Annotated in this window: 18 protein-coding genes; 14 read left to right on the top strand and 4 right to left on the bottom strand. The window is 61.2% G+C overall.

The features are described from left to right. The first annotated feature begins 3 nt into the window (after nt 1-3). Nucleotides 4-594, top strand: a complete 591-nt coding sequence (locus tag ACFO3S_RS16220) for an AAA family ATPase (RefSeq protein ID WP_378098280.1) — start codon at nt 4-6, stop codon at nt 592-594. Nucleotides 595-761: 167 nt separating this feature from the next. After that, a complete protein-coding gene (locus tag ACFO3S_RS16215) occupies nt 762-3,803 on the top strand; it encodes an EAL domain-containing protein (protein WP_378098277.1) in 3,042 nt (1,013 codons plus the stop codon). Between the two features lie 30 nt (nt 3,804-3,833). Here ACFO3S_RS16215 and ACFO3S_RS16210 read toward each other — a convergent pair whose 3' ends face one another. Beyond that, nucleotides 3,834-4,805: a helix-turn-helix transcriptional regulator gene (locus tag ACFO3S_RS16210; protein ID WP_378098274.1), complete on the bottom strand. Its 972-nt coding sequence runs from the start codon at nt 4,803-4,805 to the stop codon at nt 3,834-3,836. A 130-nt stretch (nt 4,806-4,935) separates the two neighbouring features. Between ACFO3S_RS16210 and ACFO3S_RS16205 the strand changes: the two genes are divergently transcribed. Next, on the top strand, nt 4,936-5,805 hold the full coding sequence (locus ACFO3S_RS16205) for an SDR family oxidoreductase (RefSeq protein ID WP_378098271.1): 870 nt from the start codon (nt 4,936-4,938) through the stop codon (nt 5,803-5,805). Between the two features lie 15 nt (nt 5,806-5,820). On the opposite strand, the gene ACFO3S_RS16200 is transcribed toward ACFO3S_RS16205, so the two are convergent. From ACFO3S_RS16200 to ACFO3S_RS16190, 3 genes are all read right to left on the bottom strand, one after another. Next, nucleotides 5,821-7,884: a multicopper oxidase family protein gene (locus ACFO3S_RS16200; protein WP_378098268.1), complete on the bottom strand. Its 2,064-nt coding sequence runs from the start codon at nt 7,882-7,884 to the stop codon at nt 5,821-5,823. Between the two features lie 254 nt (nt 7,885-8,138). Next, on the bottom strand, nt 8,139-9,005 hold the full coding sequence (locus ACFO3S_RS16195) for a DUF4097 family beta strand repeat-containing protein (protein WP_378098265.1): 867 nt from the start codon (nt 9,003-9,005) through the stop codon (nt 8,139-8,141). Further along, nucleotides 9,002-9,619: a DUF1700 domain-containing protein gene (locus tag ACFO3S_RS16190; RefSeq protein WP_378098262.1), complete on the bottom strand. Its 618-nt coding sequence runs from the start codon at nt 9,617-9,619 to the stop codon at nt 9,002-9,004. Before ACFO3S_RS16190 ends, ACFO3S_RS16195 begins: the two co-directional genes overlap by 4 nt. Nucleotides 9,620-9,901: 282 nt before the next feature. Here ACFO3S_RS16190 and ACFO3S_RS16185 point away from each other — a divergent pair, with 282 nt between their 5' ends. The 11 genes from ACFO3S_RS16185 (at nt 9,902) to ACFO3S_RS16135 (ending at nt 23,032) form a co-directional block, all read left to right on the top strand. Beyond that, nucleotides 9,902-11,365 carry an ABC transporter substrate-binding protein gene (locus ACFO3S_RS16185; RefSeq protein WP_378098259.1) on the top strand — a complete coding sequence of 488 codons (1,464 nt, stop codon included), beginning with the start codon at nt 9,902-9,904 and terminating at the stop codon, nt 11,363-11,365. A 110-nt stretch (nt 11,366-11,475) separates the two neighbouring features. Then, entirely contained in the window at nt 11,476-11,721 is a 246-nt protein-coding gene (locus ACFO3S_RS16180; protein WP_378098256.1) for a hypothetical protein, read from the top strand. Nucleotides 11,722-12,049: 328 nt separating this feature from the next. Further along, complete coding sequence (locus ACFO3S_RS16175; RefSeq protein ID WP_378098253.1) at nt 12,050-13,072, top strand: zinc-dependent alcohol dehydrogenase family protein; 1,023 nt, start codon at nt 12,050-12,052, stop codon at nt 13,070-13,072. A 178-nt stretch (nt 13,073-13,250) separates the two neighbouring features. Further along, nucleotides 13,251-14,819 carry an extracellular solute-binding protein gene (locus ACFO3S_RS16170; RefSeq protein WP_378098250.1) on the top strand — a complete coding sequence of 523 codons (1,569 nt, stop codon included), beginning with the start codon at nt 13,251-13,253 and terminating at the stop codon, nt 14,817-14,819. A 93-nt stretch (nt 14,820-14,912) separates the two neighbouring features. Continuing rightward, nucleotides 14,913-15,803, top strand: a complete 891-nt coding sequence (locus ACFO3S_RS16165) for a carbohydrate ABC transporter permease (RefSeq protein WP_378098247.1) — start codon at nt 14,913-14,915, stop codon at nt 15,801-15,803. A 1-nt stretch (nt 15,804) separates the two neighbouring features. Beyond that, the gene (locus ACFO3S_RS16160; protein WP_378098244.1) at nt 15,805-16,632 is read left to right on the top strand and encodes a carbohydrate ABC transporter permease; all 828 of its coding nucleotides are present in this window, start codon (nt 15,805-15,807) and stop codon (nt 16,630-16,632) included. Between the two features lie 20 nt (nt 16,633-16,652). Continuing rightward, entirely contained in the window at nt 16,653-17,702 is a 1,050-nt protein-coding gene (locus tag ACFO3S_RS16155) for an NAD(P)-dependent alcohol dehydrogenase (RefSeq protein ID WP_378098241.1), read from the top strand. Between the two features lie 120 nt (nt 17,703-17,822). Continuing rightward, the gene (locus tag ACFO3S_RS16150) at nt 17,823-19,334 is read left to right on the top strand and encodes a PTS transporter subunit EIIC (RefSeq protein ID WP_378098239.1); all 1,512 of its coding nucleotides are present in this window, start codon (nt 17,823-17,825) and stop codon (nt 19,332-19,334) included. Nucleotides 19,335-19,359: 25 nt separating this feature from the next. Then, entirely contained in the window at nt 19,360-20,304 is a 945-nt protein-coding gene (locus ACFO3S_RS16145; RefSeq protein ID WP_378098236.1) for a sugar phosphate isomerase/epimerase family protein, read from the top strand. Then, entirely contained in the window at nt 20,305-20,871 is a 567-nt protein-coding gene (gene hxlB / locus ACFO3S_RS16140; RefSeq protein WP_378098233.1) for a 6-phospho-3-hexuloisomerase, read from the top strand. 43 nt (nt 20,872-20,914) lie between these two features. Beyond that, nucleotides 20,915-23,032, top strand: coding sequence for a BglG family transcription antiterminator (locus ACFO3S_RS16135; protein ID WP_378098230.1), 2,118 nt, complete (start codon nt 20,915-20,917; stop codon nt 23,030-23,032). Nucleotides 23,033-23,054 lie beyond the last annotated feature (22 nt).

Here is a 23,054-nt window from a genome sequence, read left to right as displayed (position 1 = left end):
CGAATGATTGTATGGATTAACGGCGCGTTCGGCGCGGGCAAGACGCAGACGGCCTACGAGCTGCATCGAAGATTGCCGGGCTCTTACGTCTACGACCCGGAGAATGTCGGTTATTTTATTCGCAAGAACGTTCCCAAACAGATCGCGCTGGACGACTTTCAGGACTACCCGATGTGGCGGGAGACGAACTACGCGATGCTGAAGCATCTGGACCGGGAATACGACGGCGTCGTGATCGCTCCGATGACCCTTGTCCACCCCCGCTATTTCGACGAGATCGTCGGCCGGCTGAGAGCGGACGGGGCGAGGGTGGAGCATTTCGCTCTCTGCGCCAACAAGGAGACGCTGCTGAAGCGGCTGAAGAGCCGGGGGGAAGGGAGCAGATCCTGGGCAGCCGAGCAGATCGACCGGTGCGTCTCGGCGCTCTCCGGCGAGAAGTTCGGGCGTCATATCGACACGGAGCGCCATACGGTAGCGGACAACGCCGAGCAGATCGCCGCTCTGGCCGGCTTGACGCTGCAGCCGGACGAACGAAGCGGCATCCGCAAAGCGTACGATCGCATTCGAACGCAAATTCGGCATATTCGCTTTTGACCGGGGCGGGAATCTGAATCGATGGGCCCAGAGAATGGGTGACCCGGCTCCCGGTTTCATGATTTTTCTAGCAATCCGCCGAAAAATAAGAGGATTTTGGGTTGAAATGTTGAAAAGTGACATAACGAGTCATAAATTCGACCTCAGCAAAGAAGGCAGGGAGCAGGATGTGTCAGGAGTACCGGATCGGTGTCATCGCGCCGTATCTGGACGGCGAATATTACGGAAGGCTGCTGCCCTACATTCAGTCGGCGGTCCGAGAGAGGCGTTCCCAGCTGCTGGCGGTGCAAGTCGCGGACGACGGCCTGGGAATTGATTCGTTAGAGGAACCGGTCGCCGCCGGTCTCATCGACGCTTGGATCGTCATCCTGCCGTCTGCAAGCGCAGCCGTTCTCCGTGCCCTGGGGAACAGCGGCAAGCCGTTCGTCTGCATCGGGTTTCCTTCGCCCGTACCGTCCGGGCACTCCGTTCTGCTCGAGAATCGCCAGGGCATGAAGGCGGTCGTCCGGCATCTGCTCGATCACGGGCACGAACGGATCGCCTTTATCGGGAATCGGGTGCAGTACGATCTGCTGGAGCGCTACGAGGGCTATCGGGAAGCGCTGGCCGAGAGGGGAGTGCCGTTCGACGAGCGGCTGGTCGTCGAGACGGAAGACAATCACATGAGCGGCGGAGAGCGGGCGGCGCTGCAGCTGCTGAAGCGGGGGGAGAGCTTTACGGCGATCGCCGCCGGAACGGATTTCAACGCGCTGGGCGCCATTGACTGCTTGCAGGAGCACGGTTACCGCGTGCCCGGGGATTGCGCGGTGACGGGCTTCGACGACATCTATCAATCCGGGGTGAACTACCCTTCGCTGACGACCGTTCGCCAGCCGCTGGAAGTGATGGCGAAGGAAGCGGTCCGGAAGACGTTCGAGATGCTGGAAGGAACACCCCCGGGCCGGGAGGCGACCTTCGTGCCGGCCGAACTGATCGTCAGATCCTCCTGCTCCTGCTCGGAGAGGTTGCAGTTCCGAACGGCGGAGGAATTCGATCGCTACCTGATCGGCGTTTCGCGGCTTCGCCGGTCCTTTCATGCGCTATCGAACAACAATTACCAGATGACGCGCGGGCTGATCAACGCGACTAGAGACGAGAAGGTCGACTTCTCCAAGCTGTTCTGGGATCTGGCGCACTGGGGCTGTCTGGCGCTGTGGGAGACGGAAGAAGGCGGAGAGAGGCGATTGGTCGTCCGGCAGGCGTTCAGCAAGCGGGGGGATCCGGTGCCGCCCGTCGGAGCGAGCTACCCGTTCGAGCGCTTCCCGCCGCCGGAGACGCTGCCGCCGGGGACGCGGCCGGGAGGAGAGGACGTCGTGCTGCTCCATCCGGTGAAGTCGGAGCTGCACAACTGGGGGTATATTGCGCTGGCCGGGCCGCTCGATTCCGAACGCAGCTTCGTCGCCAACGATCTGCTTCGGCATAGCTTCACGATTCTGGCCGTCGCCCTGGAGCGGGAGATGCTGTTCAACCGCGTCCGTTCGATCGCGGAGAAGCTGGAGATCGTCTCGCGAACGACGAACGACGGCATCTGGGACTGGAATCTGGACACGGGCAAGATCGAATGGAACATCCGCGCCCATCATATCCTGCGTCCGTCGGCCGCCGGTCTGACGAACGATCCCAGATCGTTCCTGAAGCGGGTGCACCCGTCGGATCGGCGGGCGCTGTGGCAAGCGATCGGGCGAGCGAGAGACGCGGCCGATCGGCAGCCGATTCGGGTGGAGCTGCGCATCGGAGATGGGCCGGACGGGGAGCCGCCGATCTGGGTGCTGCTCGCGGGAGATTTCGTTCCGGACGAGTCGGGCTCCGCCAACCGGATTATCGGATCGATCGCCGATATTACCGAGAAGAAGCGGGACGAGGAGAGAATCATTCAGCTGGCGTACCGCGACTCCCTGACCGGCCTGCCCAACCGCATGCTGTTTAAGGAGCAGCTCCAGGCGGCGATGGAGGAGCGGAACAAGGACGGCAAGAAGCTGGCCGTCATGATGATCGACCTGGACCGGTTCAAGATCGTCAACGATACGCTCGGTCATCAGACGGGCGATCACCTGCTTCGGCTTGCTTCCGCCAAGCTCCAGGAATGCGTCGGCTCCCTGGGGATTGTCGCCCGATTCGCCGGCGACGAATTTACCGTGCTGCTGTCCAGAATCGAAGGCGCGGAGGAGATCAATCGCGTCGCCGACCGGATGCTGAGCATGCTGGCCAAGCCGTTCGTGCTGGAAGAGCAGGAGTTTTATTTATCCGCCAGCATCGGAGCGTGCATGTATCCCTACGACGCGCAGGATGTCGATTCGCTGATTCGTTTCTCCGACCTGGCGATGTACTACTCGAAGGAAAACGGCGGCAACCGGCTTAAGGTGTATACGCCGGCACTAAGCTCGAAGAGGGTTGAGAGGTTTAATATGGAAACCGGACTCAGATACGCGATGGAACGGGGAGAGCTGGCGCTGAACTTCCAGCCGCAGGTTTCGCTTTCCTCCGGGAAGGTGTACGGAGCGGAGACGCTGATTCGATGGAGCTCGTCCGACGGGAAAACGATACAGCCCGGCGAGTTTATTCCTCTGGCGGAAGAGACGGGGCTGATCATTCCGATCGGCCAGTGGGTGCTCGAGCAGGCTTGCCGGGAGTGCCGGCGCTGGATTCACGCGGGAATGCCGACTCTCGTCATATCGGTGAACATCTCGGCGCTACAGTTTCAGCAGGTGGATTTTCCGGACATCGTCCGCAGAGTGCTGAAGGACACGGGAATCCAACCTCACAATCTGTGTCTGGAGATTACGGAGCATACGGCCGTCCAGAACATGGAGCACAGCATCCGGATGCTGAGCCAGCTGGTGGAGATCGGCGTCAAAATCGCGATCGACGACTTCGGCATGGGCCAATCTTCTCTCTACTGGTTGAAAAAGCTGCCCGTACATATCGTGAAAATAGATCCTTCGTTCGTCCGCAACCTGATGGAGGATTCCGACGACGTTGCGATCGCGAAGGCGGTCATCGACATGTCGCACAGTCTCGGTCTGTCCGTTACGGCCGAAGGCGTGGAGACGGAGGATCAGCTCGACCGTCTGCAGCAGCTGGGCTGCGATCGGATTCAGGGCTTCTTCACCGGACGTCCGATGACTTCCGATCAGTTTATCGCTTACTTCCTCGAGATCGCCAACTGGTAGTTAGAAAGAACCGCTTCGGCAACCGGCGACTTACTCCGCATAGAGCGCGGCCGCGGCAAGACATTCCTCGCGCACGGCCGCGCGAAGCTCCCCGGGAGCCAGCGCTTCGGCGTCCCGGCCGTATTTCATCACGAGATCCCGGGCGGACTCCAGCGTGTTGAATTCGACGAAGCTCTCCACGAATCCGCTCTCCCGATTTTCCTCGCAAGAGATCGTCTTCACGAATTTTTCCCGGGAGAACGCCTCCCACCTTGCCGAAGATACGCGAACCTTCGCCGGATAGCAGGGCAGTTCGGCCTTGAATCTCTCCATCGATCGTTCCCAGTAGACGGCCAGATCGAAGCCGTCGGGCCGTTCGAAGGCGGCGTCCAGCATCGCCGCCTCCTGCAGACGGGAAATCCGGAACGTGCGGAGCGCGTCGTTCTCCGCCTTCTCTTCCATCGCGACCATGTACCAGATGCTCGTCTTGGCCACGAGGCCAAGAGGCAGCACGGTGCGCACCGAGCTTTCATCCGCGTTCTGTCCCCGGTACCCGATGCGCAGCTTGCGCTGCTGCCAGATCGCCTCCTGCACGATCCGCAAATATGGAGCGCGCGAGGGGGCGGAATGCCAGCCCGCGCCGTCAATATGGATGCGCTCCCGCACGTGCGCCGCGTCCTGGCGGGCCGCCTCCGGAAGCGCCGACAGCAGCTTGCGCAGCGCCGTTCCGGAGGGCTCGTTCAGGCCCAGATCGGCGACGACGCTGGAGGAATGCAGGAGGAGCAGAGAGCGGATTTCGTCGACCGTGATGCCGGTAATCCGATTCCGATACCCTTCGGACAGCCTCCACCCCCCTCCTGCGCCCCGCTCCGCATAGACCGGAATGCCGGCGGCGGCCAACGCTTCCATGTCGCGGTGCACGGTTCGATCGGACACTTCAAGCTCGCGGGCCATCTCGCGAGTTGTCAGTCGGCCCCGGGTCTGCAGCAGGGAGAGCAATGCGAGCAATCGATCGGCTCTCATGAGAATTCCTCCGTTCGTTTGGACGTAACCCCAGTATATCCGATTAATAGGACAGCAGGTGTCATATTTCCGATGTAGTCTGGAAGAGCAAGACCATTTTGCTCTTAGGGCGAAGGAGGATATGACAAGGATGAAACCATTGGCAGGAAAAGTCGCCGTCGTCGCAGGAGCGACCAGAGGAGCGGGCAGGGCGATCGCGATCGCCCTCGGCGAAGCGGGCGCGACCGTATACGCCACCGGCAGAAGCGTGAGGGGGGCGCCGTCCGATCTCGCCCGTCCGGAGACGATAGAGGAGACGGCCGAGCGCGTTACCGCCCAGGGCGGTCGGGGCATTCCCGTACGCGTGGACCATACGGAAGCGGATCAGGTTCGCCGGCTGTTCGAGCGAATCGCAGACGAGCAGCAGGGACGCCTCGATCTTCTGATCAACGACATCTGGGGCGGAGAGAAGCTGTCCGAATGGGGTACGCCCTTCTGGGAAGGCTCTCTGGACAAGGCGCTGCTCATGCAGAAGAGAGCGGTGCACTCTCATATGATTACGAGCTATTACGGGGCGCCGCTTCTCGTCCGGCGGGGCGAAGGGCTGATCGTGGAAGTGACGGACGGCTACGATTATCGTTACCGCGGCAATCTGCCCTACAGCCTGGCCAAAGTGTCGGCCATTCATTTGGCGGAGGCGCTGGCGGCCGAGCTTCGTCCTCACGGCGTGTCGGCCGTGTCGGTCACGCCGGGCTTTCTGCGATCGGAGGAAATGCTGGACTACTTCGGGGTTACCGAGGAAAATTGGCGGGACGGAGCGGCCAAGGAGCCCCATTTCCTGCAGTCGGAGACGCCGTTCTTCCTCGCGCGCGGCGTGGCGGCGTTGGCGGCGGATTCCGATCTGCCGGGCAAGTCGGGGAAGGCGTACACCTCGTGGGGGCTGTCGGACGAATACGGAATCGAAGACGTTGACGGGCGGCGTCCCCATTGGGGCAAATACGCGGCCGAGCAAGGGCTCTGAGAGGAAGCACCGCGGTTATTCCGGGTGGTTGCCGCTGTCGCTGCCGATTCTGTAAGGCGTCGTAATTCCTTCGTACATGAGATGCATCGACATGCCCACGGCCGCATGGGTCAGGTTGTGGCAGTGGTCCATCCATAACCCGGGATTGTCGGCGACGAAGGCGACCTCGTAGATGTCCCCGGGTTGAACGTCCAGCGTGTCGGAATACCAGGGGCTTCCGGTCGACGGCTCTCCGTTGCGCGAGAGTACAAGCATGCGATGGCCGTGCAGATGCATCGGGTGATCGACGGCGCCGCGATTGACGATCGTCGTCTTGACCCGATCCCCTTCCCGTACCATGAACATCGGGGTGTTCGGGAACACTTCTCCGTTGATCGTGTACAAGGAGCCGAATTGTCCGTCGTAAAACGCAAGCTTGTTGTCGAGGATCATCTTGAACTCGCGGTCGAAGCCGCTGTCCGGTCGAAGGGCGGTGTCGGCAGGAGAGCCGTAATGAATCGGATCAAACACGGTCGTCTTCGGCAGGTCGGGAACGCTTCCGGTTCCGTCCCGGCTCAGGAGAATGCCCAGCCGCCCGGAGCGGCCCACGCTGAGAAAGACAGGGTTGTCGGGCATCAGAAACGTCAGATCCATCCGGCCGCCCGTCGTCAGCTCTACGCGAACGTTCTCCAGCTCGCCGGGCTCGTTCAGGTCGGTGCCGTCAATGGCGGCGACCTGGAACGGCGTTCCCGCCAGCGTGTAGTCTTGACGGACCCAGTCCTGAGCGTGGATCAGCCGGATGCGAACCGGAGTTCCGGGAACGACCCGCTTGCGCTGGATGCCGCCGCGATCGCCGATCGCCAGCCCGACGCCCTTCCAGACCTTGGTCATGACGATCAAGTCCTCTTCCGGCTTGCCGGGGTCAGAGGCTTCCGGCTCCACGATCAGACTGCCGAACAAGCCTTTGTTCACCGCTTCTTGGGAATGCTGATGAGAATGATACCAGAACGTGCCCTTCTGTTCGGCGACGAAGCGGTAGACGTGCCGCTCGCCGGGCATGACCGCGTTCTGCGTGGCGCCGGCCACCCCGTCTTCGGCGTTCGGCACGTCGAGTCCGTGCCAGTGAATCGTCGCCCCCTCTTCTACGTCGCGGTTGATCAGCGTGACCTCGACGAGCTCGCCTTGCTTGACGCGCAGCTCGGGACCGGGCACCCGACCGTTGAAGGTCCAGGCTTCGAACGCTTCCCCCTCTTTCAGCTCTATCGTTTTCCTTTCCGCGGTTAATGTAAATTTCCGGTCCGGCTCCCGGTCTCTCGGTCCCGTCAGCATCGCCAGCGAAAGATCGCTTTGCGGACGGTGAACGAGCTCCGGGCCGCCTCCGAAGTCCATCGGGCCTTCGGCCATGCTGAGCGTGTCCGGAAGCCGGCTGCCGCGGCTCCCCGCTATGAAGAAGAGGGCGAGGACGCCGATGCCGATGCAGGCGATGCCGGCCCTTCGTCTCCAGCTTCCTCTCGGCAGTGAAGGAACGGCGGCGTTCGGCAGGCCGACCCGGGTGAAGCGCCGGCGGGCCGACCAGCTAAGCGCCGCTGCGCCGGCCGCCGCCGGCAAGAGCGGGACGATCACGGATTCCAGCCGAAGCGGTACCGGCGTCACCCATAAATAATACAGAATCGTTCCGGCCCCGATCGCCGACAGCTGGAACGGCAGGACGACCAGAGGATGGGCCGCACGCTTGCGGAGCTCGACGGGGAGCGGAGCGACCGAGAGGTTTCGGGTCTCCTTCCAGAGCTTCGCCAGACGCGGCACGGTCAGAAGCCCCAAGCTCAGCAGAGGAATAAGCGCCAAGGGAAGGTGAAGCGCAAGACGGTCTTCCCAGAATGCCGGATGCATCGTCGAAGCCATGACCAGCGCCGAGCCGACGAGCCCGAGCGCGGGCAAGGACAGATAAGCGGCCCAGACGATCTGCTTGCGGGTTTTACGGTGCAGTCTTTCCGCCGATCCTCCGTAGAGCAGTCGGGCCGCTTTGCTTCCGGCGACCAACGAGAGAATCAGCCATAATAAAACGCAGGCATGCGAGATGCCGGTCAGAAGAGAAAACAACGGGAACAGCCTCCTTGTCAGTCGGTTCCGTGCGGGATCGAGCTCTGACTTCATCCTACCTTCCGGAAGCCTTCGTTCGAAACCGTCCGGGGTTTGGAATGCGTCCCCGACCTAAGTTGGAGCGGCGGCTCCGTCTTGCAACGGGCTTCAGGCCGAGACCTCATACGAACAAGCAGCGCGCCGCTCTTCCGATATCGGATAAGAACGGCGCGCTGCGGCGCAAGGCGGCGGGGGCGGAGAGCCAATGCGGAGGGTCAAGGGCCCTCCTCGATCGTAATGTTTCCGCTGTCGGTTCTGACTTTGATCACCTCGGTCGTCTCCCGCCTGGACTCGGGGGCCCGAACTCTGCCGGAGTCGGCCTTCAGGTCGTAAGCGCCCGCGAAGCCGACCGGCACGCGGACGTACGCGTTGCCCGAATCGACGGAGACGGTCGCGTCGGAGCTGTCCAGCTTATACAGCTTGACGTTGCCGGAGTCGGCCGACAGCTTGGCGCGCCCGGTTACGTTCTCGAGCGTAATGTTGCCGGAATCGACGGAGGCGGTCAAGTCCGCGGTTACGCGGTCGCCTCGAACGTTGCCGGAGTCGACGCCGATGTCCAGCGTGTCGCTGCGAAAGTCGTTCAGGGAGATGTTGCCGGAATCGGAATCCAGCGCCGCGTGGGCGATCCGCAGCAGCGACGCGTCCTTAAGCTCGAGATTGCCGGAATCCAGCTTGAGCCGCAGGCGGTCCAACTGAGCGTCGTCTGTAACGGAGACGACGAACTGCTCGGTCGTCTGGCCGAGATTGAAGCTGAAGAAATTGACGTATCGCTTCGGCAAGCGGACAAGCTCGAGCTCCAGCTTGCTGCCGGAGATTTCCGCAGCCTGAACCTTTTCGATCATTTTTTCCGTTCCCTGTCCTTTCAGGCTGATCGAATTGGTGCCATCGGTGCTTTTGACGAAGATCATGCTCACATTGTAATCGCTCTTGACGCTCAGTTCGCGAAGCTCCTCGGCGGAGAAGCTCCACTTTTTCTCGAAGTCCAGCAAATCCTTGCTGTCGCTCTTCCAATCATGATGAATCGCCCCGGCGATTCCGATCACGATCAGGCAGAACGCCGCGAAGTACCAAAATTTTCTCATCGCTCTTTACTTCCTTTCAAGGTCCTGATATTCCACCCTGCGTAGGTTCTCGTCAGGCGCAGAAGTCCTTTGCCGAATACGAGGGCGAGATCCGCGAGAATCATCCCGATCCCGACTGCGCCGAGAGCGAGCATCAGCTTGGCGTTCGTAAACTCGCCGTACAGCAGCGTTTCCGCAGCCAGAGCCAGAGGCGACAGCAGTGTCGCCAGCGCTGCCGAGCAGACGGCGAGGAAGGCCGCCCCTAATGCTGCGAACACCGGGATCGCAAACAGGACGTTAAGGAAAAAGAGCAGGATCGTCACGCCGACAATGCGGGGCGTATCGCGAACCGGTTCGGCCTGGCGTCCCGGCTCGGGGCGTGCGGCGGACCAGGGCGGGGGCGGAAGCGGAGCGCGATCGGGCGCAAGGCCGTACGTCCCGTACGGCGGCTCGAATCGCGGTTCCGGCTGCGTCGAAGGACCGCTCAGCTCGGCGGCGATCTCCTCCTCCGTCTTTCCCTGCTCCCGTCCGATTCTGAAGACAGCCTCGCACCGGGCCAGCAGTTCGCTGCGCTCTTCATCCGGCATGGGCGCAAGATCCCGCTCCATTTTATCCATAAACTCGATCTTATTCATGGCAGAGACTTCCTTTCCTTTAACTTTTCCCATCATAGCTTACCGTTCTCGCCGCTGTCATCAGACGCGAGGGGGCGATCAACCTCGACTTAAGTTGGGGAATCGCTGCAAGGGAAAGCCCCGTTCTAGGTCCTTCCTCCCATTTCCCTGGCAATCGGGAGCCTGTTTACTAGTCGAGTAGAAGTTTATGGTACAATATGTAAAACAGATAGAAAGGGGGCCGCTTCAAGCAAGCGCCGACGCCGAATTCGGGTCTATCATTACGATTAAGGAAGTGTGGAAATGCAATACGGTAAAAAGATAGCGGCCGCGCTGAGCGGAGCGCTGATCGCAGGACTCGCCGCAGGCTGCAGCGCGGGCGGGAACGACGAGACCAACAACGAAATAACTTCTATGAAAGTGATGTATTACGACGAGCGCGCCTTCTACCAGCAATACGGAATGCTGTTCTCGACGCTGTATCCCGAGGTCGAGATCGAGGTGATCGAGACCTCGAGAGTCGTGTACGAGGAAGGCAAGGATATGGAGAAGGCGATGCAGGACTTCGTCGAGGAGCAGAAGCCGGACGTGCTGATGCTCGGCGCCAGCGAATACGCGCGAATGGCCAGCGAAGGCAAGCTGTACAACCTGGACACCTTTATCCAGAAGGACAAATTCGATCTCGAGGGGATCGCGCCCGGGATCCTCGAATACATCAAGCAGCAGAGCGACGGCATTCTCTACGGTCTCGCTCCGGAATTCCACAGCCAAGCCCTTTTCTATAACAAAGATCTGTTTTCCAAGCACGGGGTTACGCCGCCTACCGACGGGATGAGCTGGGAGGAGGTGCTGCAGCTGGCCGCGCGGTTCCCGACCGACGGCAGCGGGGAAGATCGCATCTACGGCCTGAGGGCGGGGTATGTGACAGACCTGTACCAATTGGGCATGATGCTCGGCAATCGGCAGGGGCTGAGCTACATCAACCCGACGACTCAACAGCTGACGATCAATTCCGATTCCTGGAAAAAGGCGTTCGAAACGGCCGACACGGCGCTCAAGTCCGGCTCCCTGTACGTAGAAGACCGCAGCGGCGGCTTCTCCGGATCTTACGAGGACTATCTGCTACAGGAACCGTTCATCGGACAGAAGGTGGCCATGGCGATCGAAAGCAATTATATGCTGGATCAGATCAAGGAAGCGAAAACGAGACTGAAGGACAAAGGCGTGCAGAACTGGGACATCGTGACGGTGCCGATCAATCCGGCGAACCCGAACGAGAGCACGGCGATGTCGGTCGGACAGATTTTCGCGATCAGCGCCCAGACCGCGAATGCGGATGCCGCCTGGAAATTCGTCCAGTATATTAACGGAGACGATTTCGCGCGCGTCACTTCCAAGCTGCGCAATGGCTCCTTCCCGTCGCGTACGAAATACATCGAGAGCGAGGAAGGGATCAACATGGCCGCCTTCTACAGCATGAAGCCGATGGCCAGGGATATGTACAGAGACTATGACAAGCTGCCGCGGGACTTCCTGATGAAGTTCGACGGGCTGACCCAGCAGGAGTTCCAGGGCGTGAAGGACGGCAGCTTGACGATCGCCGAAGCGCTGGACAATCTGCAGGCCAAAGGTCAGCAGTTGTTGGCCGATGAGCTGGAGAAGGAGGCCACCGCCGAACCGGGCTCGGGATCGGACTCGGGATCATCAGGCGCAGGCGAAATGATCGTGACGGAGGTGGGTGAATCGTCGGCCGTACCGGCGGAATAATCCAGGGCGGAGCGGGGTTTTTGTCCAACTTGTGAACGGCGTCTTTAATTCGTCACAGCTTTGTGATAGAATGTTCACATATAGCGCTTTCACAAGGAGGCTGCATCCTCATGAAAAATAAAGAGATGGCACGTATGCTGAAATGGGTGGCCATGGTCGTCATCGCGGTAGGCATCGTCTGCTGCGCTCTGAATATCGCGCAGTTCAACGATCGCAACCTCGGCTTGATGATTGGTCTTGGTTTCCTGATCGGCGGCGCGCAGATTATGCTGTTCGGCGTCATTGCCCCGCTCATGCAGAAGAACCAGGAAGCGCCGTCCGCGGCGGGGACGCGCGCGACGGAAGATGCTGTCTGAAGACAATCGCAAGTAGAGTGGCCCGGATGGAACCTTCGTTCCTTCCGGGCTTTCTTTCGCTACCCTTACCTGAATCCCCTCCGACAAAAACGCGATTCTGCGTCTAGAGGACGCCGAAGGCGTTTTTGTTTGGGCGAGGGGAGGTTTCTAAAAACATCGGGTCATATCCATGCCCCGACGAGCAGCCGCGGAGAATCCGCGGCTGCTCGTCGTTCTTCAATCTTGTCGCACGCCGGGCGCGCCAGAAAGGCGGGATGTTTAGCTACAACTTGCGGGCGGTTCGTTCTATGATGGGCTTACTTGACCGGAGAAAGGGGAGCCCATCCATATGAAAGCTGTCTATTACACGCAAGCGGAGAAGTTTACGGTCCGGGAGGTGGACATGCCCGCGATCAAGGACAACCAGGTGCTGCTGAAGGTCAAGTCCTGCGGCGTATGCCGGACGGACGTCCATCTGCACCACGGAGAGTTCATGGCCAGATATCCGCTCATACCGGGGCATGAATTCGTGGGGGAAGTGGCGGCGGTCGGCAAGGAGGCCGTCGGGTTTGCCGTCGGGGACCGGGTGTGCGCGGACAATACGGAGCTGTGCGGCCATTGCTATTATTGCAGGCGCAATCAGCCGCTTTATTGCGAAAATTTCTATTCCCTCGGCGTGAACTGGCCGGGAGGCTTCGCGGAATATGTCGCCGTGAATCACGATAAAGTCTTCCCGCTGCACGAGCTCCGGTACGACCAGGGAGTGATGGTGGAGCCGACTGCATGCGCCGTGCACGGACTGGACGTTATCGGCGTGCGGCCCGGCGACGACGTGCTCCTGTTCGGAACCGGTCCGACAGGGCTGATCCTCGCCCAACTGCTCAAGCATGCCGGCGCGGCCCGGCTGGTCGTGGCGGCGTCCGACGAGCGCAAGCTGCAGGTTGCGCAGGAGCTTGGGGCAGACGAGACCGTCAAGCTGGACCGCCGGGATCACTCGGTGCACGAACGCGCGCTGGGAGAGCGGTTTCCGCAGGGCTTCGACGTCGTCATCGACGCGACCGGAGCCAAGGAAGTGATCCAGCAGCTGCCGAAGTTCGCCAAGAAAGGCGCGAAGCTCGTCATCTACGGCGTGGCCTCCCATGACGACGAAATTGCAATCCGGCCCTACGAGATTTTCCAGAAGGAGCTGAAGATCATCGGTTCCTTCGCCCAGACCCACTGCTTCGACAGAGCGATCTCCTACATTCGCGGGGGCATTGTGCGGACAGAGCCGCTGATCACGCACCGTTATCCGCTGGAGGAGTTCGGCAAGGCGATGGAGCAGGTCGAGTCCGGCCGGGGGCATATTAAAGTCGTCGTGGACATCGCCTGACGGCGTTTCGGCAAGCGCCTTCAGTTTTGTCGCGCGAGCCGGGCGTCAGAATCGGCGGATGTTTGAATGGAACACCGGAGAAACGCTGCTCTATAATGGGGGCAGAATGTTACCGGCCGGTATCCTTCTGTCCCATCCGTCAGCCCTGAATTCGAAAACTAGGTTAGGGGGATTTATGTTGAAAAGGTCATTCGCGAGCCTGCTGGCTCTTCTGCTTCTGATTACGGCCGTCTTGAGCGCCTGCTCGTCGAGCAGCGAAGGCGGCTCGGCCAGTTCCGACCCGACTCCGAGCGAGTCTTCGCAGCCGCCTTCTGAAAGCGCAGCCAACTCCGCCTCTCCGGACGGCTCCGATCCGTTCGGCGGCTGGGTGGAAGGGCTGCCGAAGATCGAGGCGCCCGCGGGCTTCGACTGGAGACAATTCGAAGGCACGACGCTGAACGTCATTACGGAGAATACGCCGCCGTCCTCCGGGCTTGCGGCCAATATCGAGATTTTCGAGAAGGCGACCGGCATCAAGGTCAACATCGAGCAGAGCAACCTGGATATCGTCGTCGAGAAGACGGGCCTCGACTTCAACGCCCGCAACGACAACTATCATATTATCTATGCGGATCCTTACCAGATTCTGGCCAAGCAATCCCGCCACTTCGTGGACTTGAACACGCTTAACGACGATCCGTCCTTGCCGAGCGTTCCCGGCGGTCTCGAGGACTTCATCCCGGCTCAGCTGACGGCGAACGGGTACATGGGAGACACCGAGCATCTTTACACGCTCCCGTACGACAACCCGACAATGATTCTGGCCTACCGCAAAGACGTGTTCGAGAAATACAAGGATCAGTTCATGCAGGATAAAGGCTACGACTGGACGCCGGGTCCCGACATGACTTGGGATCAATACTACGAGGCGGCCGTCTGGATCAACGAGAAGGTGAAGGAAGGCGTTATCACGGAGGTCAAGTACGGAACGGGGCATCAGGCGAAGCAGCACGACTCGCTGATGAACGACTTCAGCAACGTGCTCGTTTCCTTCGGCGGAGAATACTTCCAGGCGGAGAATATCGGCAGCATCGGCACGACGACGCCGGGCAAATCGCTCCTGACTTCGCCCGAGGCGATTGAGGCGGCCGAGTTCTACAACAAGCTGCTGGCCGAAGCGGCGCCGGGAAGCAAATCCTGGGACTGGTCGGGCCTCGCGGAAGCGTTCGCGGCGGGAGAGATCGCGCTCGCTCCGGAATGGCACGAATTCTCGGCGACCTTCGAGGACCCGAACTCCTCCAAGATCGTCGGCAAAGTCGGCTGGACAATTTTGCCGAAAGGGCCGAAGGGCCGGGGAAATATGTATGGCGGAACGGGAGTCGGCATCAACAAGTACGTTTCCGAGAACGATCAGAAGGCCGCATGGCTGTTCCTCGTATGGGCGACTTCGCCGCAGACGCAGTACCAGATTCTGGACGCCGGGTTCACGCCTACCCGCTATTCGGTGTACAACCTGCCGGACATTCAGAAGGCGATTACGGACCTGGACTCGGAGGAGGCCAAGAAGCTGCCTCTGTCCGCTTCCTTGAACGCAGTGCAGGAAGCCTGGAAGGAAGGCAACGTTTATATGCGGCCGAAGATCCCGATGTGGCCGCAAGTCGACACGATCGTCTACACGGAACTGTCGAAAATGCTGGCCGGACGCCAATCGCCGGCCGACACGATGAAGGAAATCGCCAAGCAAAGCGACAAGCTGACCGGGAATTAACCGGCCATTCATCAAGCGGGCGGCCGGATCGACGGCCGACCCGCTTGATCCTCCTTGGACGGGGGCTTGGGAACGGATGGAAAGGAGACGACCATGCTGCAGGCAACTGGGAAACGAACCCGCAAGACCAAATGGAACCGCACCGAATTCTGGATGCTGCTTCCTTCGATGATCGTGCTGGCCGCTATTAGTCTTTTCCCGTTTTTCTTTATGATCTATGCCAGCTTTATGGACTATACTTTGGATATGGATAAACCCCGGTTTGCCGGATTCGATAATTGGGTTCGCATCTTTACGACGCCGACCTTCTGGGAGTCGTGGGGCAGAACGGCGGTGTACGCGGGAGGCGGCCTCGTCGCCCAGCTCGTGCTGGGCATCGCGATGGCGCTGCTGCTCTATCATATTCCGCGCGCCAGAAACTTGCTGGCGACGCTGTGGATGCTGCCGCTGTTCGTGGCTCCGATCGTCGCGGGGCTGCTGTGGAGGTTCCTTCTGGACCCGACCTACGGGCTTTATAATTGGCTGCTGCAGCTGATCGGCGTTGATGTTCAGATTCTCGGAAATGCGGCCTACGCGATGCCGGCCGTCATTCTGATGGACGTCTGGGAATGGACGCCGCTCATTACGATTATCGTGCTCGCCGGCTTGCAGACCGTCCCCCAGGAGCCGCTCGAGGCGGCGGAGGTCGACGGGGCGAGCGGCTGGCAGAAGGTTCGCTACATTTTGCTGCCGATGGTCAGACGGATGATCGTCGTGGCGCTTCTCATTCGCTCGATGGACGTTCTGCGCTATGTCGACACGATTACGATCGCGACGGAGGGAGGACCTGCTGACGCGACGAAGATCATCGGGTATTATTTGATGCAGGTCGCTTTTCGATTCCAGGACATCGGCACGGCCGCCGCGCTGGGGCTCACGATGCTGTTCGTTACGATTATGCTCGGCAAGTTTTTCCTGAAGGTCATGAAAAGCGAGGAGGCGTAAAATGGCTGTCAACCGCAAGCTACTCTACCTGGTTCTGTATGTCGCGGCCTTCGGGGCTCTCGCTTGGGCGCTCGTGCCGATTCTGTTCATGGCGATGTCCTCCGTGAAGACGCAGGTCGACATGTTTTCCATGCCTCCTCAGCTTCTGTTCGAGCCGACGTTCGGAGTTTATGCCGACATGTTCTCGGGCCGGGGGAACTTCGCCGAGTTTCTTCTGAACAGCGTCATCGTCAGCGTCGTGACGACCGTTCTGTCCATCGCGCTCGGCGTGATGGGCGGCTATGCGATCGCCCGCGGCAACTTCAAGCGGGAGAAGGACATCTCGTTCTGGATTATCAGCACGCGGATGGCTCCGATCCCCGCGGTCATTTTGCCGCTGTATCTGATCTTCGCCAAGGTCGGCCTGATCGGGGAGACGGCGGGGCTGATTTTTGCCTACACGACCTTCAATCTGCCGTTCGCCCTCTGGCTGATGACGACGTTCTTCAAGGACGTTCCCGTCGATCTTGAGGAGGCGGCGATGATCGACGGCTGCAGCAAGTTCCGCGCTTTCTGGCGGGTGGCGGTGCCGACCGCGGCTCCGGGCATCGTGGCGACGGTTGTGCTCTGTCTGATGTTTTCCTGGAACGATTACGCGTTCGCATCCATCTTCACCGGCAAAGGGACGCAGACGGTTCCGGTCGCGGTCTCGCTGCTCGTCTCCCAGCAAGGCGTCAAGTGGGGGCAGGCGATGGCGACCGGGACGGTCATTATTATGCCTATGCTGATCTGCGGTCTGCTGGTGCGCAAGTACATGGTCCGCGGCCTGTCGATGGGCGCGGTCAAATAAGTCGAAGGGCGGAATTCGGAATGACGATTACCGGTAAAATGAAAGCGGCGGTGCTGACGAAGCCGGGCACGATCGAGATTGAAGAGCGGGACATTCCGGCCTGCGGGCCGGATCAGGCGCTTGTGCGCGTTCGGGCGGTCGGCTTGTGCGGCTCGGACGTTCATTATTACGAGCATGGAAGAATCGGCCCCTATGTCGTCGAGTACCCGATGATTCTCGGTCACGAGGCGGCGGGGGACGTCGTGGCGGTCGGCAGCGAGGTGCGCAACGTCGTGCCCGGCCAGAGGGTGACGATCGAGCCTGGCGTCACCTGCGGCCGCTGCGCCTACTGCAAGGCGGGGCAGTACAACCTGTGCCCGGACGTCGAATTTCTGGCGACGCCTCCGTACGACGGCGCGTTCTGCGAGTACATCGCGATCCGCGCCGATATGCTGTTCCCGATCCCGGATACGATGTCGTACGAGAAGGCCGCGCTGATCGAGCCGCTATCCGTCGGTCTGCATGCCGTTCGCCGGGGAGAGCTGACGACCGGGGAGACGGTCGTCATTCTGGGAATGGGCCCGATCGGCATGCTCGCCCTGCTGGCTGCGAAGACGGCCGGGGCCGGCCGGATCATCGGCGTCGATCTCGAGGCGTTCCGCCTGGAGCGGGCGCTGCAGATGGGCGCGACGGACGTCGTCAACCTGCGGGAGGAGGACGCCCAGGCGTCCATTCTGAGGCTGACGGGAGGGCGCAAGGCCGATCTGGCGATCGAGACGGCCGGCAACGGCCGCGCCGCCCAGTCGGCGCTCCAGGCCGTGCGCCGGGGAGGCCGGGTCGTGCTCGTCGGGCTGCCCCAAGAGAACGAGACGCCGCTTGGCATTCCCTATATCGTGGACAACGAGATTGACGTCCGGGGCGTGTTCCGCTACCGCAATACGTACCCGACCGGGGTGGCCGTGATGAGCGGGGAGAGCATCGACCTGGAGCCGGTCATCACCGACCGGCTGCCTCTGGAGGACACCGCTGCGGCCTTCGAGAAAGCGATCCACGAGAAGCATAAAACCTTGAAAATCGTGATCCAACCTTAGACGCCAATTGCCCGGCCGAGCGTGGGCTGCGGAAGAGGCCGTCCCCGGCGGCTCCGGAGCGACGGACGCCTCGGCTCCGCGCAATACCGGCCGACCTTCTCATAAAGTCGGTGATTACGCATGTACAAGTTCGGCAGACTTCTTAGCGCGATCGTCTCGCAGAATATCGCGATCGTGATCTCCATCGGCTTGATCCGGGCCATCTTCGGCGTATATGGCTGGTTTCCCAACGACAGTGTGAATCTGCTGACCGGGCCGCTGCTCAATTGGCTGCTGCCGGTCATGTTCGGCTATACGGGCGGGCATCTGATCGGCGGCAAGCGGGGAGGCGCGGTCGCGGCCATTGTCGTATTCTCCCTGGCTCTGGCAAGTACGGTGCCGATGATCTTCATGGCGTTCCTGCTCGGTCCCGGCTTGGGCTGGATCGTCAGCCGGCTGGAGCGTCTTCTCGAGAACCGCCTGCCGTCCGGCTTCGAGCTGCTGATGGCCAACTTCGTCTCGGCGATTCTCGCCGGAGGGCTGGCCGTCTTTTGCTTCGTATACGGAGGGCAGGCGATCTCCCGCGCCATCGAGCAATTGAACGATTATATCGTGCAGATTGCCTATTCCGGCTGGCTGCCGATATCGGCGGCGATTATCGAGCCGGCCAAGGTGTTCTTCCTCAACAATGTCATGAGCTACGGCATTCTGGGGCCGCTCGGCATCTCGCAGATCCGGTCTCTGAGCAAATCGGTCTATTTTCTGCTGGAGGCCAATCCCGGACCGGCGATGGGAATGCTGCTCGCCTACGTCATTCGCATGCGGGGCAAATGGCGCGCCACCTCGGCGTCCGCGCTGGCGATCCATTCGCTCGGGGGCATCCAGGAGGTTTATTTTCCCTACGTGCTGATGCGTCCCCAGCTGCTGCTTCCCTTGATCGCCGGCAATATGGCCGGCATCTACGCCTTTCAATATTTCAATGCGGGCCTCGTCTCGATTCCGTCTCCGGCCAGCCTGCTGCTGATCGCCGGTCTGACGCCTCCGGGAGATATGGCGTACGTCCTGCTCGGCATCTCCGTCTCGACGGCCGTCTCCCTGCTTCTGTCGCTGCTCGTCATCCGGGCGATTCCGAACATGCCCGAGAAGGCGATCGGCAATCGGGAGCACGACGTCGTCCGCAGACTCGTGCACGTGCAGCAGTGGGAGGAGGTCAAGCGCGTGCTCAGACCGGTATCCAACCTGCAAGGCCGGGAGGAGAGGGACGGCAGAGAGAAGCCGGAGCGAGCGATCCCCGAAGCCCCGAGGCCGGCGGTCCCGGCCGAAGCGCCGGCCGCCCGCTCGGCCGAAGACGAAGGAAGCGCGTATACGGTCTGCTTCGCCTGCGACGCGGGAATGGGCTCGAGCGCCATGGGGGCGGCCATTCTGCGCAAGAGGCTGCGCGCCGCGCAGCTGGAGGCGAAGGTGACGGTCGTACACTCCTCGATCGACCAGATTCCTCCGGCCGCACGGCTGATCGTCACGCACGATTACTTGCTCAGACGGGCGACGGAGCATGCTCCGGGACGGGATTACGTCTCGCTGGCCAACTACATGGACCCGGCCGCTTACGACACGATTTTGGAGAAGCTGAGAGATTTGGCCGCATTGCGTTAATAAAAGAAAAAGGAGGAGAGAGAGCATGAAGCGAAGCTTGGGCATCTCCGCGAGCTTTGCCGTCAAGCGGTGGCCCGACCCGGAGGATTGGGCGGCTATCGTCAGGCAGGAGCTGGGGCTTCGGACGGTTCAGTTCTCGTTCGACCAGTTCGATCCGCGCGCTCTGGAGGAGAGCGTGGCCGCGTACGTCTACCGCGTGCGCAACGCCTGCGCCAGACACGGCCTGACAATTCATTCGACCTTCGCCGGCCTGGCCGTCTATACCCATAACCTGTTGATGCACCCGCTGGAGGAGGGCAGGAGGGACGGAGTTCACTGGTTCGAGAAGGCGTTCTCCATGACCCGGGAGCTGGGAGCCCGCGCCACCGGAGGCCCGTACGGAGGGCTGGATTTGCCGACCGACCGGGACGCGGGACGGCGGGAGGAGACGATGCGCGCCGCCGAGGAAGCGCTCGTCCGCCTGCTCGGCCAGGCGCCGGACTATGGGCTCGACGCCTTCTACTGGGAGCAGACGCCCGTCTCCCGAGAAGGGCCGGTGGACGCGGCGGGCACGCTCGCCCACCTGGAGCGCATCGAATCGATCCGCCCGAAGGACGGCGCCCGATTCGTTCTCTGCCTCGACGTGGGGCATGCGATTGCGCCGGACGCTCCGGCCTCGGAGAAGGACCCGTACCGGTGGCTGGAGAAGCTGGGCCCCTATGCGCCGATGATCCATCTGCAGCAGACGGACGGGCGGTACGACCGGCATTGGCCGTTCACCGAAGTCTACAACGAGCGCGGGATCATCGACGCCGACCGCGTGCTGGAGGCGATTCGCAGCTCGGGGGAGAACGATCCGCTGCTGCTGATCGAGGTCGGGCACGCCTTCGAGGAGGAGGACGAGAAGGTGCTGGACGATCTTCGCGAAACGGTGCGTTATTGGAAGGATGCGATTGCGCGGGAAGGGATTTCGGAAGGAGAGAAGGAATAAATGGAGATGGACGTTAGCGCTGGGCTTCGCCTGCGAATGCTTGAAGAGCTGAAGACGAGCCTCCTGGCGGTCGACGGCCGGGACGTCGAGGCGCTGATCGGAGAAATCTTAAGCGCCAAGCGGGTGTTTATCTACGGATTGGGCCGGGAAAGACTGATGCTGCTGGCCTTCGGGATGAGGCTGATGCATCTGGGCATACCGGTGCATGTCGTCGGAGACGTAACGACGCCCGCGATCGGCGCGGGGGATCTATGGCTGACCAGCTCGGGAACGGGAAGTCTCGCGACGGTCGAGGCGTTGATGGACATCGTTCGGTCGTCGGGCGCCCGCTCGGCGTTCTTCACGGCCTTTCCCGAAGCCCCGCTTCCCCAAAAGGCGAATCGGATCATCCGGATTCCCGCCCGCACGATGAGAGAGGACGAGGAAGGAGCCGAGTCTGTGCAGCCGATGGGCTCGCTGTTCGAGCAAACCCAGCTGCTGCTGTTCGACTGGATCGTCCTGCTGCTGGCCGAACGGCTCGGGCAGACCGAGGCCGGCATGGCGGGAAGGCATACGAATCTGGAGTAAAGTCTCCTATCGACGGAAGCCGCTCTCGAGGATGTGATCGGAGATGGGTCATACAATGAAGATCAAGCTGAACGCGCGACAACAGCAAATTTTACTATACTTCCTGGAATCCGGCGATTACGCGCCTCTAAGCGCCTTGGCGGAACGGCTGAATGTCAGTCTGCGCACGCTGCAGCGAGAGCTGTCGGAGCTGGAGCTGTATCTGGGACAGCACGGGCTCGGCTTCGACAAAAAAATCGGAGCCGGGGTGAGGCTGTGCGGACAGGAGGCGAAGCTGGAAGAGCTGGCGGGCCGCCTCGTCCGGGACGAGACGATGCTGCCCGCCTATTCGGCCGAGGAGCGGCAAGCGAATATCAAGCTGCTGCTGCTGACCGCCAAGGAGCCGAAGAAGCTGTATGCGTTAAGCAAGCCATTGAACGTGGCGGAGTCGACGATCAGCAACGATCTTCAGAAGGTCGAGCCCTGGTTCGAAAAATACGGCATTCGGCTGTACCGCCGGCCCGGACTGGGCGTCTATGTCGAAGGCGCGGAGAAGAGCATCCGGGCGGCGATGGCCGATCTTCTCTACGAGCAGGTGACGCAGGAGCAGCTGGTGGAATTTCTGCACGAGCCGACTGAGGAGCGAAGAGAGAAGCTGCACGCGTCCATTCGCCTCCGGCTGCTGAACTTCATCGATCCGGAATGGCTGTTCCGGATCGAGGAAGTCATTCAGCGCTTCGAGCAATCGCGCGGCTACCGGATGGCCGACAACGCCTACGTCGGTTTTGTCGTCCACCTGGCGCTCGCCGTTCAGCGGCTGAAGGCGAACGAAGCGATTACGATCGAGGATGAGATTCTGACGCGGCTCAAGTCGACGAAGGAGTTCGAGCTGGCCCGCGAGCTGGCGGCCGGATTGAGCCGGCTTCTGGAGCTGACCATCCCGGAGAGCGAGATCGGCTACATTACGATGCACATTCTGGGAGCCCGTTCGAATCATGTCATGGGCAGCGACTTCGACTACAGCGTCGTTCTCGACGACGTGAGACGAATGATCTCGGTCATGGAGCAGGAGCTGAGGCTGGAACTGGAAAGCGACGAGACGCTCGTCCACAATCTGACGACGCATCTGACGTCTGCCGTCAAGAGGATCGAGCTGGACATGGCCGTCCGCAATCCGCTGCTCCAGCATGTCAAGGAGGAGTATCCGGACATCTTCGAGGCGGCACGCAAGGCGTCGGGCTGTCTGGAGCAGCGGCTGGGCAAGAGCGTGCCCGAGGAGGAGATCGGCTATCTCGCCATGCACTTCGGCACCGCGATTCTGAACAAGCAGGAAGCGGAGTCGTCCAAGATCCGGGTGCTGCTCGTATGCTCGAGCGGCATCGGAACGTCCCGGCTGCTGCAGGCGCAGCTCAAGAAGAAGCTGCCGGAGCTTCAGGTTGTCGATACGATCTCGCTGTTCCATCTGGAAGCCTGGCTTGCCGAGCACGCTCCGGTCGATCTGGTGCTGTCCACGATGCCGGTCCGATTGGAAGGCGTGAGGGCGGTCGTCGTGAACCCGTTCCTGACCGACGAGGAGATCGAAGGGCTCAGGAAGCAGCTTCCGCTGCTGGCAAGGGCGGAAAGAAGCGGAGAGCAGGAGCGCTCCAGCGTCGAGCAGGTCGTCGATCAGGTTGACCGGTACGGGAGGGCGCTGGCCGGCCTGCTCGACCATATCGAGGCGGCGGACCGGTTTCCGGCGGGGTCGAAGTCGGAGCTGATCGGCAACCTGATGGCGTTCGTGCAGGAGCGCTTCGACGTGTCCGACGTGGCGGCGCTGAGGCGGGATCTGGAGCGCCGGGAGGAGCTCGGCCCGCTGCTCATGGAGGAGGACCGTCTGGCGATTCTGCACTGCCGCAGCGAAGGCATCCGGGAGATGTCGGTGTCCGTTCTCCGGTTGGCGGGCGACGTCCGCTGGGAGCTGGGCGGACGTTCGGTGCCCGTGCGAACGGTATTGGCGATGCTGGGGCCGGCCGATGCGCCGAAGGAGAATTTCGAGCTGGTTAGCGAGATCAGCATGTCTCTGGTCGAGGACGATTCGTTCATCCGAACGCTCGCCTCGGGAACCGCCGGGGAAGTGCTGGAGAGCATTCGGTATATTCTAAAAAAAGGCTACGTCAAGCTGGCGGGCCAACTGCTCCGATAGACGGAGACACGAGGGAGAGATC

Origin of the sequence: Cohnella hongkongensis, from assembly GCF_042654645.1 — a bacterium.
GTDB lineage: Bacteria > Bacillota > Bacilli > Paenibacillales > Paenibacillaceae > Cohnella > Cohnella hongkongensis.
This window is presented reverse-complemented; position numbering and strand designations above follow the sequence as displayed.

Bases quoted from the DNA above. Each gene is read 5' to 3' on its own strand.
- ACFO3S_RS16220 (WP_378098280.1), top strand. From the start codon at position 4: ATGATTGTATGGATTAACGGCGCGTTCGGCGCGGGCAAGACGCAGACG.
- ACFO3S_RS16215 (WP_378098277.1), top strand. From the start codon at position 762: ATGTGTCAGGAGTACCGGATCGGTGTCATCGCGCCGTATCTGGACGGC.
- ACFO3S_RS16210 (WP_378098274.1), bottom strand. From the start codon at position 4,805: ATGAGAGCCGATCGATTGCTCGCATTGCTCTCCCTGCTGCAGACCCGG.
- ACFO3S_RS16205 (WP_378098271.1), top strand. From the start codon at position 4,936: ATGAAACCATTGGCAGGAAAAGTCGCCGTCGTCGCAGGAGCGACCAGA.
- ACFO3S_RS16195 (WP_378098265.1), bottom strand. From the start codon at position 9,005: ATGAGAAAATTTTGGTACTTCGCGGCGTTCTGCCTGATCGTGATCGGA.
- ACFO3S_RS16190 (WP_378098262.1), bottom strand. From the start codon at position 9,619: ATGAATAAGATCGAGTTTATGGATAAAATGGAGCGGGATCTTGCGCCC.
- ACFO3S_RS16185 (WP_378098259.1), top strand. From the start codon at position 9,902: ATGCAATACGGTAAAAAGATAGCGGCCGCGCTGAGCGGAGCGCTGATC.
- ACFO3S_RS16180 (WP_378098256.1), top strand. From the start codon at position 11,476: ATGAAAAATAAAGAGATGGCACGTATGCTGAAATGGGTGGCCATGGTC.
- ACFO3S_RS16175 (WP_378098253.1), top strand. From the start codon at position 12,050: ATGAAAGCTGTCTATTACACGCAAGCGGAGAAGTTTACGGTCCGGGAG.
- ACFO3S_RS16165 (WP_378098247.1), top strand. From the start codon at position 14,913: ATGCTGCAGGCAACTGGGAAACGAACCCGCAAGACCAAATGGAACCGC.
- ACFO3S_RS16160 (WP_378098244.1), top strand. From the start codon at position 15,805: ATGGCTGTCAACCGCAAGCTACTCTACCTGGTTCTGTATGTCGCGGCC.
- ACFO3S_RS16155 (WP_378098241.1), top strand. From the start codon at position 16,653: ATGACGATTACCGGTAAAATGAAAGCGGCGGTGCTGACGAAGCCGGGC.
- ACFO3S_RS16150 (WP_378098239.1), top strand. From the start codon at position 17,823: ATGTACAAGTTCGGCAGACTTCTTAGCGCGATCGTCTCGCAGAATATC.
- ACFO3S_RS16145 (WP_378098236.1), top strand. From the start codon at position 19,360: ATGAAGCGAAGCTTGGGCATCTCCGCGAGCTTTGCCGTCAAGCGGTGG.
- hxlB (WP_378098233.1), top strand. From the start codon at position 20,305: ATGGAGATGGACGTTAGCGCTGGGCTTCGCCTGCGAATGCTTGAAGAG.
- ACFO3S_RS16135 (WP_378098230.1), top strand. From the start codon at position 20,915: ATGGGTCATACAATGAAGATCAAGCTGAACGCGCGACAACAGCAAATT.